The organism is Streptomyces sp. NPDC002886, assembly GCF_042888445.1.
In the GTDB taxonomy this organism is placed as follows: Bacteria; Actinomycetota; Actinomycetes; order Streptomycetales; family Streptomycetaceae; genus Streptomyces.
Genome location: NZ_JBIAPV010000001.1, coordinates 1,259,575 through 1,276,904, shown reverse-complemented (window position 1 = coordinate 1,276,904; position 17,330 = coordinate 1,259,575). Strand labels below are relative to the sequence as shown.

General features: G+C 70.1%; 13 protein-coding genes. 11 read left to right on the top strand and 2 right to left on the bottom strand.

Going from position 1 to position 17,330, the window contains the following annotated elements; translation table 11 throughout:
* The first annotated feature begins 14 nt into the window (after positions 1-14).
* From ACFYYB_RS05765 to ACFYYB_RS05745, 5 genes are all read left to right on the top strand, one after another.
* Positions 15-5,240: an amino acid adenylation domain-containing protein gene (locus tag ACFYYB_RS05765; RefSeq protein ID WP_389433361.1), complete on the top strand. Its 5,226-nt coding sequence runs from the start codon at positions 15-17 to the stop codon at positions 5,238-5,240.
* Complete coding sequence (locus tag ACFYYB_RS05760; protein ID WP_389433360.1) at positions 5,237-6,478, top strand: cytochrome P450; 1,242 nt, start codon at positions 5,237-5,239, stop codon at positions 6,476-6,478. The genes ACFYYB_RS05765 and ACFYYB_RS05760 overlap by 4 nt, the downstream gene beginning before the upstream one ends.
* 90 nt (positions 6,479-6,568) lie before the next feature.
* Entirely contained in the window at positions 6,569-7,834 is a 1,266-nt protein-coding gene (locus tag ACFYYB_RS05755) for an ATP-grasp domain-containing protein (RefSeq protein WP_389433359.1), read from the top strand.
* The gene (locus ACFYYB_RS05750; protein ID WP_389433358.1) at positions 7,831-9,138 is read left to right on the top strand and encodes an MFS transporter; all 1,308 of its coding nucleotides are present in this window, start codon (positions 7,831-7,833) and stop codon (positions 9,136-9,138) included. Before ACFYYB_RS05755 ends, ACFYYB_RS05750 begins: the two co-directional genes overlap by 4 nt.
* 51 nt (positions 9,139-9,189) lie before the next feature.
* Positions 9,190-9,975, top strand: coding sequence for a thioesterase II family protein (locus tag ACFYYB_RS05745; RefSeq protein ID WP_389433357.1), 786 nt, complete (start codon positions 9,190-9,192; stop codon positions 9,973-9,975).
* 183 nt (positions 9,976-10,158) lie between these two features.
* On the opposite strand, the gene ACFYYB_RS05740 is transcribed toward ACFYYB_RS05745, so the two are convergent.
* Both ACFYYB_RS05740 and ACFYYB_RS05735 read right to left on the bottom strand, forming a co-directional pair.
* A complete protein-coding gene (locus ACFYYB_RS05740; RefSeq protein WP_389433356.1) occupies positions 10,159-10,689 on the bottom strand; it encodes an SMI1/KNR4 family protein in 531 nt (176 codons plus the stop codon).
* 337 nt (positions 10,690-11,026) lie between these two features.
* A complete protein-coding gene (locus ACFYYB_RS05735; RefSeq protein ID WP_389433355.1) occupies positions 11,027-12,553 on the bottom strand; it encodes a TerD family protein in 1,527 nt (508 codons plus the stop codon).
* Positions 12,554-13,244: 691 nt separating this feature from the next.
* On the opposite strand from ACFYYB_RS05735, the gene ACFYYB_RS05730 reads away from it, so the two are divergent.
* Genes ACFYYB_RS05730 through ACFYYB_RS05705 form a run of 6 tightly spaced genes read left to right on the top strand, consistent with a single transcriptional unit; the run spans position 13,245 to position 17,269 of the window.
* The gene (locus tag ACFYYB_RS05730; protein WP_389433354.1) at positions 13,245-13,694 is read left to right on the top strand and encodes a WXG100 family type VII secretion target; all 450 of its coding nucleotides are present in this window, start codon (positions 13,245-13,247) and stop codon (positions 13,692-13,694) included.
* A gap of 12 nt (positions 13,695-13,706) precedes the next feature.
* The gene (locus ACFYYB_RS05725; protein WP_389433353.1) at positions 13,707-14,012 is read left to right on the top strand and encodes a WXG100 family type VII secretion target; all 306 of its coding nucleotides are present in this window, start codon (positions 13,707-13,709) and stop codon (positions 14,010-14,012) included.
* Complete coding sequence (locus ACFYYB_RS05720) at positions 14,012-15,685, top strand: RNase A-like domain-containing protein (protein WP_389433352.1); 1,674 nt, start codon at positions 14,012-14,014, stop codon at positions 15,683-15,685. The genes ACFYYB_RS05725 and ACFYYB_RS05720 overlap by 1 nt, the downstream gene beginning before the upstream one ends.
* A gap of 29 nt (positions 15,686-15,714) precedes the next feature.
* A complete protein-coding gene (locus tag ACFYYB_RS05715; protein WP_389433351.1) occupies positions 15,715-16,272 on the top strand; it encodes a hypothetical protein in 558 nt (185 codons plus the stop codon).
* A 9-nt stretch (positions 16,273-16,281) separates the two neighbouring features.
* Entirely contained in the window at positions 16,282-16,581 is a 300-nt protein-coding gene (locus tag ACFYYB_RS05710; protein WP_389433350.1) for an RNase A-like domain-containing protein, read from the top strand.
* Positions 16,582-16,591: 10 nt separating this feature from the next.
* The gene (locus ACFYYB_RS05705) at positions 16,592-17,269 is read left to right on the top strand and encodes a contact-dependent growth inhibition system immunity protein (RefSeq protein WP_389433349.1); all 678 of its coding nucleotides are present in this window, start codon (positions 16,592-16,594) and stop codon (positions 17,267-17,269) included.
* The last annotated feature ends 61 nt before the right edge of the window (positions 17,270-17,330 follow it).

Here is a 17,330-nt window from a genome sequence, read left to right as displayed (position 1 = left end):
GAGCACCACCTTTCATGAGTTCTCACCTGACCGTCGGGCAGCGAAAGATCGCCGCCTCGCAGCGGCCCGCCTCGGCGGCGTTCTGGGCCGGCTTCCTCGACGGGTCCCGCGCCACCGGGTTCCCGGCCGACCGCCCCGCCGCCGCCCGTACCGGACGCACCCGGCCGGCCGCGGTGCTCGACCTGGATCTCGCGCTGGCCGAGCGGCTGACCGTCGTCAGCCGTGGCGACGACACCACGCTCCACACGCTGTTCACCGCGGCCGCGATCGCGCTGCTGAACGCGTACACCGGTGAGCGCGACCTGGTGGTCGGCCAGCCTCCGACCGTGCCCCAGCCGCTGGCCCGGGTCCTTCCGACCCGCCTCGAACTGCTCGCCGACGACACCCTCAAGACCCTCCTGGGCCGACTGCGCGGGGCCACCCTGGACGTGCTCGCCCACCAGGACTACCCGGTGGAGCTGGCCGGCGCCGAGGTCGAGGTGGCCGTGGCGCTGGAGGGCCTGCACGCCGCGGAGGCGGTCGACGCGGTCGCCGCCGACGTGCTGTTCCACGTACGGCGCACCGAGGCCGGCTTCGCCGTCGAGGTACGGACCGAGGCGGAACGATTCTCCCCGCAGAACGCCACCCGCCTCGCCGCCCACTACGCCCGGCTGCTCACCGCCGCACTGGCGGCGCCCGACACCGCGCTCGCGGAGCTGGACCTGAGCACCGGGGCGGACGCGGCCGTGGTCGCCGCGGCCAACGACACCACCGCGCCGTTCCCCGGCGACGTGACCCTCCCGGAGCTCTTCGCCCGCACGGTGGAGGCGACCCCCGACGCCGTCGCCGTCGTGTCCGGCGAGGACTCCCTCACCTTCGCCGAGCTCGACCGCGCCACCACGCGGCTGGCCCGCACGCTCCGGGAGCAGGGCGTGGGCCGCGAGGCCATCGTCGGTGTCCTCGCCGAGCGGTCGGTCGAGATGCTCGTCGCGATCCTCGCCGTCCTGAAGGCCGGAGCCGCCTACCTGCCCCTCGACGTCTCCCTGCCGGCCGCGCGCATGACGTACATGCTCGAGGACAGCAAGGCGGCGATCGTCCTGGCGCAGCCCGGCCGCGCCGACCTGGTGCCGTCCTCCGTCACCGTGCTGGAGCTGTCCGCGGACACCTCCGAGGACGCCGGCGAGCCCCTGGAGACGGGGGCCGCGACCGACGCCGCGTACGTCATCTACACCTCCGGCTCCACGGGCGCCCCCAAGGGCGTGGTGGTGGAACACCGCAGCGTCGTCAACCGGCTCCACTGGATGCAGCGCGCGTACGCGATCGGCGCCGCGGACACGATCCTGCAGAAGACCCCCGTCTCCTTCGACGTCTCGGTGTGGGAACTGTTCTGGTGGCACATCGAGGGCGCCCGCGTCGCCCTGCTGGCACCGGGCGGCGAGCGCGAGCCGGAGGCCATCGTGGCCGCCGTCGAGCAACACCGGGTGACCACCCTGCACTTCGTGCCGACCATGCTCGGCGCGTTCCTCGACTACGTGGCGGCCACCGGAGCCCAGGGGCGCCTCTCCTCGCTGCGCCGCGTCTTCGCCAGTGGCGAGGCCCTGGGCGTGCACCACGTGCGCCGCTTCGCCGAACTGCTCGGCCACGCCGAGCTGGTGAACCTCTACGGGCCCACCGAGGCGACCGTGGACGTCAGCCACCACCGCACCTCGGCCGACGACACCGTGGTGCCGATCGGACTGCCCATCGACAACATCCGCCTCCACGTGCTCGACGAGCGGCGCCGCGAGCGCCCGGTGGGCCTGCCCGGCGAGCTGTACATCGCCGGCGACGGCCTGGCCCGCGGCTACCTCCACCGCGCGGAACTCACCGCGGAGCGGTTCGTGGAGAACCCCTTCGAGGGCGAGTCCCGCGCCTACCGCACCGGTGACCTCGTCCGGCGCCTCCCGGACGGCTCCCTGGAGTACCTGGGCCGCAACGACTCCCAGGTCAAGCTCCGCGGCTACCGCATCGAGCCGGGCGAGATCGAGCGCCGCCTCCTCGACCACCAGGGCGTCGGCGACGCGGTGGTCGTGGTGCGCACCGGGACGGACGGGCACCAGCGCCTCGTCGGGTACGCCGTGGCCGCCGAGAGCGCCGAGAGCGCCGAGGACCGGCCGACGGAGCAGCAGCTGCGCGTCCACCTCGCCGGAACGCTGCCCGAGTACATGGTCCCGGCCCGCGTCGTCGTGCTGGACGCCTTCCCGCTGTCCCCGAACGGCAAGCTCGACCGGGGCGCCCTGCCGGAGCCCGCCACCGAGGCCGTCGGCCACGTGGAGCCCCGTACCGACAGCGAGAGGGCGCTGGCGGGCCTGATCGCCGAAGTGCTCGGCCGCGACCGGATCGGCGTGCACGACAGCTTCTTCGCACTCGGCGGCACCTCCATCCACTTCGTCACCGTGCTGGCCAAGGCCCGGGGGCTCGGCCTGGCCTTCACCTTCCAGCAGCTCTTCGCCAACCCCACCGTCGCCGCCCTGGCGGCCGTACTGGACGAAGGCGGCACCCGGGAGGAACTGCGCCACGAGTTCGCCCCGTTCGAGCTCATCAGCGAGGAGGAGCGGGGCCGCCTGCCGGAGGACGTCGAGGACGCCTACCCGATGTCGATGCTCTCGGCGGGCACCATCTTCCAGAGCGAGATGACCCGCGGCAGCTCCCAGTACCACGACATCATCGGCTACCTGATCAACAGCGGCTTCAACGCCGAGGCCTTCACCGAGGCCGTGCGGATCCTGGTCGACCACAACCCGATCTTCCGTACGAGCTACCGGCTGAGCGGCTTCCGCGACTACCTGCAGCTCGTCCACAAGTCCGTGGACCCGCCGCCGGTGTTCATCGCCGACGTCCGCCACCTCGACGAGGCGGCCCAGGAGGTCTGGTACGAGGAGTGGGAGCGCGAGGAGAAGGCGCACGCCTTCGACTGGGAGTACCCCGGCCTCATCCGGCTGCACGTCCACGTCCTGCGCGACGACCTGTACCGCTACAGCATCAGCCAGCACAATTCGGCGCTGGACGGCTGGAGCATCAACCTGGTGCACACCAAGCTGTTCGAGATCTACCACGCCCTGTGCACCGACGGCGTGTTCACCGGCAAGCCGGTCCCCAACCACCTGCGCAACTTCATCGGCCTGGAGCAGCAGTCGATCAACTCGCGGGAGGACCGCCAGTACTGGCTCGACCGCCTGGAGGACCGGCCGCGGACGATCATCCCGCGGCTTCGTGCGCGGGACGAGGAAGCGGCCTTCCACGTCATCCTGCAGGACGTGCCGCTCCCGCGCGGGCTCTCCGACCGGATCGTGGCGCTCGCCGGACGCCTCGGCGTCCCCGTGAAGACCGTGCTGCTCGCCGCGCACATGAAGGTGCACGCCGTGGTGACCGGCGAGCGGGACGTCATGACCGGCTACGAGCACAGCGGCCGCCCGGAAGTCGCGGACGCGGAGAAGGCGTGCGGTCTCTTCCTCAACTCGGTGCCGCTGCGGGTGGACATCGCCGACGGCAGCTGGGAGGGGCTGATCCGGCAGATCTACGACGCCGAGACCTCGTTCCTGCCGCACCGTCGCTACCCGATGGCCAAGATGAAGCAGGACCTGCAGACCCAGGTGCCGCTGTTCGAGACCGTCTTCAACTTCACGCACTTCTACTCGCTGAAGAAGCTGCGCGAGCTGCCCGAGTTCTCGCTGCTGGACGTCCGCGCCGTGGCCATCACGGAGTTCCCGTTCCGCTCGGAGTTCTCCCGGCACTTCTACACCGACGAGGTGCAGCTCAGCCTGCACTACCACACCGACGCGTTCGACAACGATCACATCGTGCGCATCGGCGGCTACTTCATCGCCGCGCTCGACCGGATGACCGCCGACCCGTCGGACTCCCACGCGACCCGGCCGCTGCTCGGTGACGAGGAACTGGCCTCGCTGGCGGAGTTCGGCACCCGCCCGCAGCCGGCCGTCGCCGACGGCGGGGACCTCGCGTCCGGCGCCTCCGTCGTCGTACTCGACCCGTCGGGCCTGCCCGCGGCGATCGGCGCCCCGGGCGACATCGCCCTGCTGGGCGCGGACGGCAGCCGCTCGGTCGTCGGCCGGGGCCGCTGGCTGCCCACCGGCGTACTGGAGCGGGCCGGTGACGGCGCCGACGAGCCGCAGGCGCCCGCGCCCGCCGTGGAGGCCGCCCCGGAGGCCGAGGGCGAACTGTCCTCGGCCGCGATGCGCGTGGCGGCGGTCTGGGGCGAGGTCCTCGGCATCGACCCCACGTCGATCAAGCTCACCGACGACTTCTTCGAGCTCGGCGGCAACTCGCTGGCGGCCATGCGTGCGGTGATGATGCTCAACGGCCTGGTGACGATCAAGGACGTGATGCGCAACTCCCGTCTGGGCGAGCAGGCCGACCTGGCCGAGAAGCTCAGCCAGGACGAGGGATCCGGTGTCCTGGTGCGGCTCACGCCCGCCGACGACCGGCCCTCGGCGACCCTCGTCTGCTTCCCCTACGGCGCCGGCCACGCGGTGCACTTCCGCCCGGTCGCCGACGCGATGCGGCGCAAGGACTCCTCCTTCGCCGTGCTGGGCGTCGAACTGCCCGGCCACGACCCCAAGTCCGGTGCCGACGAGCTGATGCAGGTCACCGACATCGCGGGCCTGGTGGTCGAGGAACTGCTGCGCCAGGAGCGCGGCAGGATCGTCCTGTGGGGCCACTGCGTCGGATCCGCGCTGGCCATCGAGGTGGCGCGGCTGCTGACGGCGCGCAACGTCGGGGTGGAGCACCTGTTCATCGGTGCCAAGCTGCTGTACGACGCAGCCGCCCTGCACGAGTCCATCGACTACGTCTCCTCGATGACGTACGAGGACATCAAGCGCTGGCTCATCGTGGAGAGCGGCTTCACGGGCTTCGACGAGCTCGGAGCCTCGTACGCCGATCTGCTCGTGCGCACCTTCCGGCACGACTCGACCAGCGCCAACGCGTACTACCTGAACACGTACGGGGACGGCGGCGCCGTCGCCGCGCAGCCGGTGACCGTACCGACGACGGCCGTGTACGCGGCCGACGACCCGGTCACCACCGGTTTCGCGGAGCGCTACCGGGACTGGGAGCCCTTCACCGGCGTCCCGCGCGTGCTCGAGATGCCCGGCGGCGGCCACTACTTCACGCGTACCCGGCCGGCCAAGGTCGTCGAGATCGTCCTCGACACGCTCGCCGGGTCCGCGGCGTCCGCCGAGCCGAAGGGTGAGGGGCGATGACGACGACCGACGCGCCGGTGGACCTTTCGCTGGACCTCTCCTCCCCGGCGAACTTCGACCCGGAACCGCCCTACCGGGTCTGGGCCGCGATGCGGGACCGGCCGCAACTCCCCTGGCAGGACCGGCCGGACGCGCCCGGGTTCTACTCGGTGACCCGGCACGACCACACCCGGACCGTCCTGCGCGACGTGGCCACGTACAGCTCCGAGTGGGGCATGACGCTGGACAGCACGCTCGGCGTCCGCGACCCCGCGGCGGGGCTGATGATCGAGCTGACCGACAAGCCGCGCCACGCACGGCTGCGCAAGCTGGTCACCGGGGCGATCACCCCGCAGTTCGTCCATTCGCTCACCCCGGTCATCGAGGAGCACGCCCGGCGGCTGGCCGAAGCGGCCGTACGGCAGGGCGAGGTCGACGCGGTCGGCGCGCTGACCGCCCCGATGCCGAGGCTCGCCATCGGTTCCATCCTCGGCATCCCGGAGGAGGACCGCGAGGCGGTCGCCTCGATGGCCAGCCGGGCCATCACCGGTACCGAGGCGGCGGGCGCCGCGGCGCCCACCCTGGCCGAGCGCCGCCGCTTCAGCGAAACCGGCAACAACGACCTCCTCATGTACTTCGTGGAGATCATCGAGGGGGAGCCGCACCGGCTGGACCCGAACGGCATGGTCCGGCGCCTGATGGACATCGAGATGGACGGCGAGCGCCTGAGCTCGGACGAGGTGCTGCTCAACTGCCTCAACCTGGCCATCGGCGGCTACGAGACCACCAAGAACGCCGTGGCGGCGGGCCTGCTCCGGCTCGCCACCACACCGGGCGCCTGGCAGTGGCTGCGCGAGGACCACGGGCGGATCCCCGCGATGATCGAGGAGATGCTCCGCTTCGACACCCCCGCCATGCACCTCATCCGCACGGTGACCCGGCCGGCCGTGCTCGGCGGAACGGAGCTGAAGGAGGGGGACACGGTCTGCGTCTGGCTCTCGGCGGCCAACCGCGACCCGGAGGTGTTCGAGGCGCCCGAGGAGTTCCGCCTCGACCGGACGCCCAACAACCACCTGGCCTTCACCATCGGACCGCACTTCTGCCTGGGCGCCGTACTGGCCCGGCTGGAGATGCGCTCGCTCTTCACCGAACTGCTCACGCGCGCGGAGTCGGTGGAGGCCCTGTCCGGTCTGATCCGCCGGCCGTCGAACTTCATCTCCGGAATCGACCGGTTCGACATCCGCCTGCGCCCGGCCTGAGCCCACGCCGACGCCCCCGCCCCCGACGCTCCGGAGCGGTCGCTCCGGGGCGTCGGGACCCCCCGCGCCCACTAACAGAGAGAAGAGCCAATGCAGATGGAACTCCCCGCCGGCCGGGTGATCATGGTCGGCTTCGGCAAGCTGCTGCTGAACCAGATGGAGCAGTTCCTGCCGGAGAACAGCGTGGTGGTGGTCGAGGACCCCGACATCATCCGCAAGCGCGATGTCCACGAGGCCGCGGCCACGCTGGGTTGCGTCCACTCCGTCGTCGCCGCCCCGTACCACCAGGACCTCGCGCTCGTCGAAGCCGTCGAGGAGCACCTGGCGGGAGAGCCCGTCGCACTCGTCATCGCCGGTCTCGAGTACGGCGTCCACGGCGCGGCCGTCCTCGCCGAGCGCTGGGGGAGGCCCGGCGCCGGCGCCAAGGCCGCCGCCGCGCTCACGGACAAGCTGGAGCTCCGCGCCGCCGCGCGGGCCGGGGGGCTGCGCAACCCCGACTGGACCGAGGTGCACGGGCCCGCGGACGCCGAGGAGTTCGCCGCCGGCGGCCCCGTCGTCCTCAAGCCCGCGAACCGGCACGCCTCGCTGGGCGTCCAGTTGCTGGAGCCGGGCGACGACATCGCCGCCGCCTGGGAACTCACCGTCGCCGCCCGCGACGACATCATGCTGCCCGACCGGGAGCTCGCCTGGCGCTACATGGCCGAACGCCGTCTGTACGGTCACGAGTACAGCGTCGAGGCCCTGGTGCGCGGCGGCCGGATCGTGTTCCTGAACGTCACCGAGAAGCTCACCGCCGGCGGCCGCTACCCCGTGGAACTGGGTCACGTCGTGCCCGCCGGCCTTCCGGACGACGTACGGCGCGGCTTCGAGGAAGCGATGACGCGCTTCGTCGAGGCCATCGGGTACGACACCGGCATCCTGCACGCCGAATGGATGCTCGGCGAGGAGGGCCCGGTCCTCATCGAATGCGCGGGCCGGGTGCCCGGTGACTCGATCACCTTCCTGCTCGACGCGGCGTACGGCGGCAACGTGATCCGCGCGCTGGTGGAACTCCTCGCGGGCGGCAGCCCGAAGCTGCCCGGCGGCGCCCCGATGGGCGCGGCGATCCGCTTCCTGACCGCGCCCGCGGGCACGGTCCGCGAGGTGACGGGCATCGAGGAGGTACAGCAGCGGACCGGCGTGCTGCGCGCCGCCGTCACCGTGGGGCCGGGCGACCGCGTGCCCGAACTCCGCTCCTCCTGGGACAGGGTCGGCGAGATCATGGTGCTCGCCGCCGGGCCGGCCGAGGCCCGGACCGCGGCCGAGGAAGCGGCCGGGGCCGTCCGCATCACCGTGGACGCCGAGGCCGCGCTGTGACCGCCGGGCAGACACGGGGCAGCCGTACGGGCGCCCTGCGCGAGAAGCTGCTCGGTCCGGCCGCCGCGAAGGGGGGCCTCGCCTTCCTCGCGATCGGGCTGATCGACGCCGTCGGCACGGGCATGTACCTGGCGGGCTCGGCCCTGTTCTTCACCACCGTCGTGGGACTGACCGTGGCCCAGGTGGGCATCGGCCTGTCGGTCGCCGGCGTCCTGGGCCTCGCCGCCCAGCCGGTCATCGGATGGCTGGCGGACCGCTGGACCCCGCGCAAGCTCCTGGTGATCCTCAACGTCTACCGGGCCTGCGGCTTCATCGCGTACGTCTTCGCCGACGACTTCCTCAGCTTCCTGCTCATCGCGGCCTTCCTCGGCGTCGGCGAGCAGGCGGTGTTCCCGATCTACCAGGCCCTCGCCGAGCAGATGGCGGGTGCCGACGGGCGCGTCGCGATGATGGCGCGCATGCGCGTCGTCTTCAACGTGGGCTTCACCCTCGGCGGCCTGCTCGCCAGCATCGCCATCGCGGTGGGCACCCGCGCGGCGTTCAGCGTGATCGTCCTGGGCAACGCCGCGTCGTTCGTCGTCGCCGCCCTGCTGCTGAGCAGGCTCCAGTTGCGCAACCCGCCCGCCCCGGCGGAGCAGAAGGCCAAGAAGTCGCCCCTGCGCCTGGTCGCCCTGCGCGACCTGCGCTACGTGGCGGTCTCCGGGGTCAACGGCGTGCTGGTCCTCCACATGGCACTGCTCGGCATCGGCGTGCCGCTGTGGGTGAGCGAGCACACCAGCGCGCCGAAGGCCCTGGTCGGACTGCTGCTGGTGGTCAACACGGTGCTCGCCGTCGTCTTCCAGGTCCGCGCCTCGGCCGGTACCGAGAACGTCGCCGGCAGCGTCCGGGCGATGCACAAGGCTGCGGCGGCCCTGGTGGGTTCCTGCGCCCTGTTCGCCCTGGCCGGCTTCGACCTGCCCGTGGTCGCCGTCGTCGCCGTGCTGGTCGTCGGACTGGTCCTGCTGACCGCGGGCGAGCTCTACCAGTCCGCGGGCGGCTGGGGCCTTTCGTACGCACTGGCCCCGGACCGCTCTCGGGCCGAGTACCTGGCCACCTTCAACCTGGGGACGAGCGCCCAGTTCGTGCTCGGTCCCACCATCGTCACCATCGGCGTGATCGGCAACGGCACCGCGGGCTGGGTGGTGCTCGGCGCCTTCTTCCTGCTCGCCGGCGCGATCGTCGGTCCGCTCGCCAAGGCCGCCGAGAAGCGACCCGCGCTGCGCTCCGACACGGAGCCGGACCCGGTCGCGGCGACCGCGGCTTGAGGCAACAGATATGACGTCGTCGCACCAGTGATACGAGGAGTTGACCCGATCATGGCCGAGAGCAGGGCTCTGCGCCGACCGTTCCCCCGGCCGGGGGCGGCCGTGCGCATCGTGTGCCTGCCGCACGCGGGCGGTTCGCAGAGCCTGTACCAGGCCTGGGCGCAGCTGCTTCCGCCCGAGGTCGAACTGATCGTCGCCTGCCCGCCGGGGCGGCTCGACCGGATCGACGACCCCTGGCCGGCCTCGATAGCGGACCTGGCAGCCGATTTCGCGGCCGAACTGGCCCCCTGGCTGGACCGCCCCTGGGTGGCCTTCGGCCACAGCATGGGAGCACTGGTCGGCCACGAACTCGTCCTGCGCGTCCAGCGGATGGGGCTCCCCGCGCCGGCGAGGCTCATCGCCTCGGCCTGCGCGGCTCCGAGCCTGCGCCGCGATCGAGGCCAGCACGTGATGACGGACGACGACCTGTGCGCCGAACTGGCCGGGCTCGGCGGCATCGATCCGGATCTGCTCGAACTCCCCGAGCTGCGCGAGATGGTGCTGCCCGTCATCCGCGGCGACTACGAACTCCTGGCCGCGTACCAGCCGCGCCAGGGCGACCTGCTGACCTGCCCGGTCAGCGCGTTCGTCGGCGTCGAGGACGCCGAACTGTCCCGCGAAGGGGCGACCCGATGGGGCGAGTGGACCTCCGGACCGAGCGAGGTGGTGGAGTTCCCCGGAGGCCACTTCTACCTCTCCGACCACCCGGAACGCGTAATCGCCGACCTACTCGACAGACTCCCCACCGCGGCAGCCCGCAGAACCCCCCACACCGCGACCCCCACCCCGAAGCCCTGACCCACCACGCCCACTTCATGCCGAAGGCCGGCGGCAAGGGCCGCGCGGCCGTCGACGCACCGCTCGGCACGGCGCCCGAGTACGCGTCGCCGGGGAAGCCCCCGCGGGTGCGGGTGGCAGTCCACAAGAGGTTGGGGATCCGTTCCGCACGACCGGCTGGTCGTGCGGCTGGCGACGCTGGGTTCAGCGGCAGAGCTCCATGATGGTGTCGTCGAAGCCGGGGAACTCCTGTACCGCCAGTTCGATCACGGCAGCGGCTGACCGGCGCTGGTGCGGTGCGAATCCTTCGGCGATGGCTGCCAGCTCCGGGTTGGGGCGCGCCTGCCAGTCGGGTTCGTACGAGGTGGCGGCTTCCCAGGGGCCGAAGCCGTCGGCCAGTAGCCACAGGAAGTCGCCCAGGTGGCGGGCGACGACACCGGTCTCGCCTTCGGAGCCGAGGAAGACGACGGGTTGCTCGGCCAGTGGCCGGCCCGAGCGGATGAGCCAGAACGCCGCGTACCCGCCCGTGCCGTCCTGTCCGAACACGCGGAAGTCGTTGCCGTCCAGTTCGCTGTTCCCGTTCCATGCCTGGAACCAGTCGGTGGTCTCGGCAGCGGACAGGAAGGCCGGGAAGGGTTCGAAGTCGACCCCGGTCTTCCCGTCGGCGTAGTCGAAGCGAACGGCCATCGCGGTGGCGAGCGCGGCGGGGAACTGGCGGTCATCGGTGGGCTTCACGGAGACAGGCTAGACAGGGGGTCGGACATCGACGCCCCACGGGCAAGGTCGCTGGGCGACTGCCGGCTTGTAGTCGTCGGGGGAGACAGGACAGGCCTGGTCGCGGCAACGGGTGGCACAGCAGATGCTGTGCCACCCGTTGTCGGTACCCAACGCGGCTTCATTCTCCCCAAATTCTCCCCAGCAGAGGGTGCCTCCGAAGGCGGTCCACCGCTGGCCAGCGGGGTGACCTGGGCCGCAGGGAGCGCTACGGTGCGTTCACGTAGGTCGTCTGCTGTGGCTCGGGGGAAGTCGCGGAAGGCTTCCACCTTTGGCGAGCATCGACACGACACGTGGGCTACCCCACATCTACTCCGTGAGCTCTGGCCAAGCCATCGAGTCCGTCGGCCCAACCCTGCCCGACCGCTCGAAGCTTCCACACCGGCCGACCCTCGGCGGACCTGTGCCGGTACAGCTCCGCGACGACCATCGCGCGGATGGCCGGGTCGGCGGGTGGCTGGAAGGTCCAGGAGGTAGTGGCGGATCCCATGGACAGTTCTGCATGGGTGAGGGAGCCGCATGTCAGTCCGGTGTCGACGTCCATGTTGATCGCGATCGTCATGCGCTGGACGTGCTCTGGCAGGGCTGCGAGGTGGATGGCGGCGCGCTCGACGGAGCGGGTGCCATCGTTCTGCTTGCCCAGGAGACGAGCGGCCCCCTGGGCGGCGGACGGCTGGTTGTAGAAGACGAAGTCCTCGTCGGAGGAGACCCGGCTCTGTGCGTCGGTGAGGAAGAGCGTGAGGTCGGCATCTGCGCCGGCGAAGCTGAACGCGACGGTCAACCCTTCTCCTGCTTCGTCGGGCAGTGTGAGGTTCTGCCCCGGCCTGAGCGTCGTCGGAGCAGCGAGTACGGGCTGGCCCATGGCAGGCGGCTGGGCCGCCGACGGGGTCTGGGTCCTCCACTCGGCGAACGTGTGGATCCGGTAGTGGTCCGGGGCCGGCGCATTGTGGGTGGCCGGGGTGTTGGCGAGGAGGTCGCCATCCAGGCCGGCGAGCGTGGCGTCAACGGAGGCGGCGTCATCCTGGGCATGGTCGAGCAGGCTTTGCAGGCCGGGCAGTCGACTGGTGTCCAGCGGCTTGATGGTGCTCGCAAGATTTCCGGAGACCGTCGTGCCGACGGCGCAGGCGACATCCTGCCCAATGTCGAGGAACCGCAGCGCGTCCTCCGGCTGCCGCCAGGGGACCGACTCGATGGCCTGGCGGGTCCACCGGCCGTACGCCACGAACCCCAGCCGCTGGGTGTCCGGCATGCGGGTGATCACCGCGAGGTCGATCGCGGTGATCCCAGGCGCGACGGCGAAGCCCTCCTTGAGAGTGGCGATGACGTTCGACCCCATGGCCGTGAGCCACCACAGGACCCGGTCCCGCTTGGTCAGCGTCTTCAGAGTGGGGCGCCCGCTGGAGGTGACTCCAGGAGTCTGGTCGGGCAGTGAGTCGATGTCGTGCTGCCGCATCACCACGGACATCACGGAGCCGTCGACCCCGACAGCACAGCCGGCGGCGGGGTTGTCGGAGAAGGCGTAGTTGACCGTCTCGCACACGGTCGCCTCGTCGTTCGCGACGAGGGCCTGCCACCACTGCTGCGCCTCGGCGTTCAGCTCCCCGTGGACGCCGTGCAACCGCGCCTGCTCGGCAGCCAGGTACCCCGGAGCGTCGCGCTCGGCCCGCAGCTTCGCCTCCGCGCGCTCGGCACGGGCGAACACGCCGAGCCCCGCGAGGTGGAACGCCTTGGCCTCGGCCAGCGCCCAGGGCAGCCCGAGCTGCGGGGGCCCGGCTGTCACCGGCGGGTGCACGGGGGAGAAGGATTGCAGGTGCACGCTGGTCATCTGCTGCCGCAACTCCCGCAAGTGTGCGATGGCCGCATCCCGTTCCGCCTCCTGCTGGGCCCGCTCGGCCTGCCGCCGCACCCGTTCGAGCTGTGCGCTCGAAGGCCCGGCCGCCCGCGGACGCGAGCCGGAGCGGGTCGTCCGACTCGTATTGGTCCGGCGGCGCCCGCCGCCCAGTGCAGTAGAGGCATAAAGGGGCCCCATCCCCGAAGAGAGCGTCGTCCGCCCGCCGCCCACGCTCACGCGTGCCATCCGCGGCCCGACGGATGTCCGTACGCCCCTTGTCGAGACACGCACACTCAGTCCGGGCACACCAACGCGGAAACCGAATCCCATGGGGCCTCCCCTTTCCACTCCGAGGAGTCCGTCACCACCCCGGCGTCGATACGCGAGGATCGTGGCATGTCGCACATGGTCGGGAGGTGCCGACCGCGGATCTCGCGGAGGAAGCGGGGTACGGGCGGTGACATGGCGGCCGGCGCCCTTCGCCGGACCAGGGAGTCCGGATCCGGCGGGCAGCCGGAGCCGCCGCCGCAGGCAATGGCTGCCCTCGGGCTCATGGCCCGTCCGGCCTGGCTTCCCTCAGTGGCCACAAGGCTGGTGGGACATCGACTTCTGCGTACGAAGTGCCCAAAGGCGAACCTGTGTTCACTCTTGCTAGAGTGCAAGTGTTGAACGCTCTGTTGAGCAAATGAACAACTGGGCAGTTGAGCGGGCATTGGGGTACGGGGGCGGATACGTGGCGGCAGATCCCAACTTGCTGGTGAACAGCCAGCGCTTGACCAAGCTGGCCGACGACCTCGACGAAATGCAGCGCTTTCTGGACCGGCAGGTCAAGCGTATGGACGCGGTCGTCGACACGATCGAAGCCCGCTGGCAGGGGCCCGCGGCCAAGGCCTACCGACGGCGGCATCGCGATGCCGCCAAGGAAGCGGTACGCATCCGTGAGCTCATGAAACTGATCGAAGCGGCCGTTCGCATGAGCCGAGACGGTTTTACTGAGCAGGAGCTCGACACTCTGGCCGCCTTCAGGCGCATCCAGATGTCCGTGGAGGTGGACAGGGAGGCGGACGGGCTTTCGACCCCCAACACCGGGACCCCGCCCCCCGCGCCGCGCACGAGCCGCTTGCAGGATCTGTGACGAGGGTGACGCATGACTGACAGCGACGGCAGCATAACGGTCGACTTCGCTACTCTGCGGCTTCTCTCCGGCCAACTGGAAGAGATCCTCAAGGAGCTCAACGACAACGTTCAGACCATGCACGACCGCGTTGAGAAGGTTGTTCTCGCCTGGGAAGGCGAGGCCCGTGAGGCGTTCATCGACAGGCTGGACGAGTGGGATCGGTCCGCACGGGACCTTCAGGCCACACAGGCGTGGCTTCACGGCATTGTGGCGACCGGCCAGAGCAACTACGCGGCGGCGCATGCCGCTGTGCTGCGCGGTTGGGGAGCGGCCTGATGAGCGTGCCCCCTCCTCCTCCCTTGAAGAACGGAGAAATCGACGTCACCCCCAGTGCGCTGCACGCGCTCGCGGGCTACGTCGGCCATCTCCAGGACGGACTGCACAAGGGGGCCAATCAGCTTCTCAACGAGCTCGGCCGATATCCGGACTGCGGGGGATACGGAACCGCCGCGTGGGAGTTCGCCGCCGCGTACAAGAAGGTCGGCAACCGTTTCATCGAGGTGTGGGCCAAGTCGGTGGCGAGCGTCGGAGGCGCTGCCGTCGGCTTCGCCGTGACCGCGAACAACTACGCGATCGCGGACGCCGCGACGGACCCCTCGGGGGCCCCGGCCCAGACCCAGCCACCGCCGACCGTGATCGACACACCGCCGAACTACGGGTCCGTGACGGACCTCAAGTGGGCGGACGTCGACCAAAGCCAGGACATCTTCCAGCTGGCACTGGAAGCGGTGGAGGCCGGACTCCTGGCGCTCATCAGGCCCCTCCTGGAGGACGCCTACCGCATGGGCAAGGCGGCCGAGATCATGCCGTTGCCCGATTACCTGGGTTTGGACAACATGTCCATCGCCTGGGTCTACGCGAGCACGTCCGTCACCGCCACGGACGGAAACCTCAGCAGCGCTCTCCATAACTACACCGATCGCTCCAACGGCGAGTGGAACGCTGCTATGAGGCAATTCTGCAGCGCTGTCTGGGGTACGAGCGCGTGGGGCCAGAGTCGTGAGGGCTACCAGTGGAAACACGACTCCGCGCAGCCAGGTCAGGCCGGCAGCCACCCCGTCATGGACGTGATGGTCAAGACCTGTGACGTCATGAGTGACGCTCTGCGTGCCTGGGCGGCCGCCGCGGAGGATGTGCGGGACGACCTTCGCAGGCTCTACTACGAAGCCGTGCTGAAGGCCCTGCCGCACATCGACAGAAGCGACGGCCTGGACTTGAAGGACGTCAAGAGCTTCGGCAAGGGACTCCTCAAGATGGGGAGGGGTTTCGCGGTCGGCTTCTCCCTTGAGGTGGACGAGGAGGCGATGAACGCGACGGTCGAGGCGTACAACAACCGCGTGCACCGACAGGTCGCGGAGCTCAACAAACTGCACGAAGCCCTGGATGAGGCATATCTCAGTGCTCCCGCGTTCCGGGCGGAGTCGGCGCGGGCGGAGTCCTTCGGTGCCCGAGCTCTGACCGATTTCAAGAACGATCCGCTCTACACGGTGGCCGGGGACGACGAAAGCAATCACAAATACCCGATCGACCTCGCGAATCAGGAGGGCATTCTCGGGTCCCATGTGGTGGACAAGCATGTGGGAAAGACGGATGAGGAACTGGAACAAAGGCTGAGGGACCAGCAGATCGTGAGGCCTTCCGGCATCAGGCCCGAGGCCGTTTCTGCGTTCGGGAACCTTGCAGACGCGCAGCGGTATACTCAGGCGGCTCTGGATGAACCGGGCAATCAGAGGAAGATCGACAATTGGCTCGCGGGCAACCCCGGACCCAACTCGTCACGCTCGCTCCTCCTGACGACGAACGACGTCGTCGGAAGGTCGTGGGACCGGGGCGACGCCGCCGCGCGTGACGTGACCAATGTGTGGGTCGTTCTGAGACCCAACCCGGGAAGCCACCCGCCGTTCGTCGTTCTCACTTCCATGCCCACCGACAAGACCCAGCACCCGTAGTGCGCACTTGGAGAACTGAGGTAAGGCCCGTGACCCAGATGGACGCCACCCCGTGGAGCCGTTCCCTGCGGGCCCTTTTCGGAGAGGGCATGTTCGCGGCGGTGGGGGCGCGGCGGCGCGATGACTGGCGCCTGGACGCCCTCGACGTCATGCAGCTGCGGACAGACGATCCGCGTGGCTGGTCCAAGGTTGCCGCGGCACCGGGAGGGGGCGACTACGGCACCGGCCCGGACAGCCCGTTCAGTGCTGTCACGCCAAGGGACTTCAGCACGGCCTTCCCCGTGTCCAGGAGGGGCGCCGAGCAAATCCTGGTCACTCTCCAGGGCGAGTGGTTCCAAACACAGGATATTCCGGATTTCGATGCGCGAGAAGCCGAGCTGACCTCGCACGCGAGAATGATCCTGGAAAGATTCGGAGAAGACGCGCTGTTCATGACCAATGCGGTGACGGCGCGAGAGAATCCCCATGCCGATATGTTCCGTCGCGAGGGTGCCTATGAGGGCTTCACCGGCCACGCAATGGATTGTGGTGTAATCGCAATCTCCGCTACAGAAGTCGGCATCTTCTGGGGCTTCACCATCGACTGAGGATTTCCCGTGCGTACCCGTTCTGCCACCTATCCCGACCGCGCGACCGCACAGTGGTGTACCCAGCAGGTCGTCACGCGCAACGAGCAGGCCGTACATCGCTGGCTGGCCCAGAGCACGCGGCCGAGGCTCACCATCGAGGCGGCTTGGCCGTCCCGTGAGGAGCCCGTCGGGCGCGTGTTGCTGCAGGCGATGATGCTCGCCGGCCGCGAGCCCGTCGATGTGCGGGCCGCGCGGGTGACGCTGAGGCGTGAAGCGCTGAGTCCGCACGGCTTCGTCGTGCACGCCACTTACCCGATCTACCTCTGAAGGTGCCGCAGTGCCCATGAAGCCGCTTGAGTTCGACCGCCGGTACGGCGAACTCGACGTCGTCGTCGCAGCCTTCGTCGGACAGGAACCCGACAGTCCGGAAGCAGGCACAGCGCCTCCGGCTCTTCAGGCATACCTCCGGCACACCTGGCACACCCGGCCCTGGGCGCTCTCTGTCGCCGAACAACAACTCCGGGAGTACGCACGGAATCCGCCGGGCCGCTTGCGGCTGCGCCTCGGCGAGTTCTATTCGGTACCCGACATAGGGCTGTCCGAGTCCCGGACTCAAAGCTGGCTGTCCGAGATGGCCGACCACATCAAGCGCAGCATCGAGTCCGGCGATGTGCCGCCGCCGGTCGCGCCCCAGACCCACTGGGAGTGGCACGCCCGCTTCGGGGAGCTGGGACAGTTCCTCGGCGGTTGGTTCTCGCAGGACATGCCCGACGAGTTCGGCGACCACGATGCGGCGGTCCGCGATTACGGGGCAACGGTTGACCCCCAGCTGACCGCCCGGCTGGTCGGCGAGATCCACGAACTGCTGGCTCTGGGGCTGGAGGAGCACGACTACGCCGTCGGCGTCGCTGAACTCGGCATGGAGGTCGAGCCGCCGGCCCCGTTCCCGGTCGAAGCCTGGCTCCGGACGGTGGCGGACCATCTCCGGGCGGCCAGGCCCGACTACACGAACTGAACGGTCCCGGAGGGCTTTGGGGCCGGGCGGGGCAGTCCTCAGGTGCGGGCGGGCTGCGGAT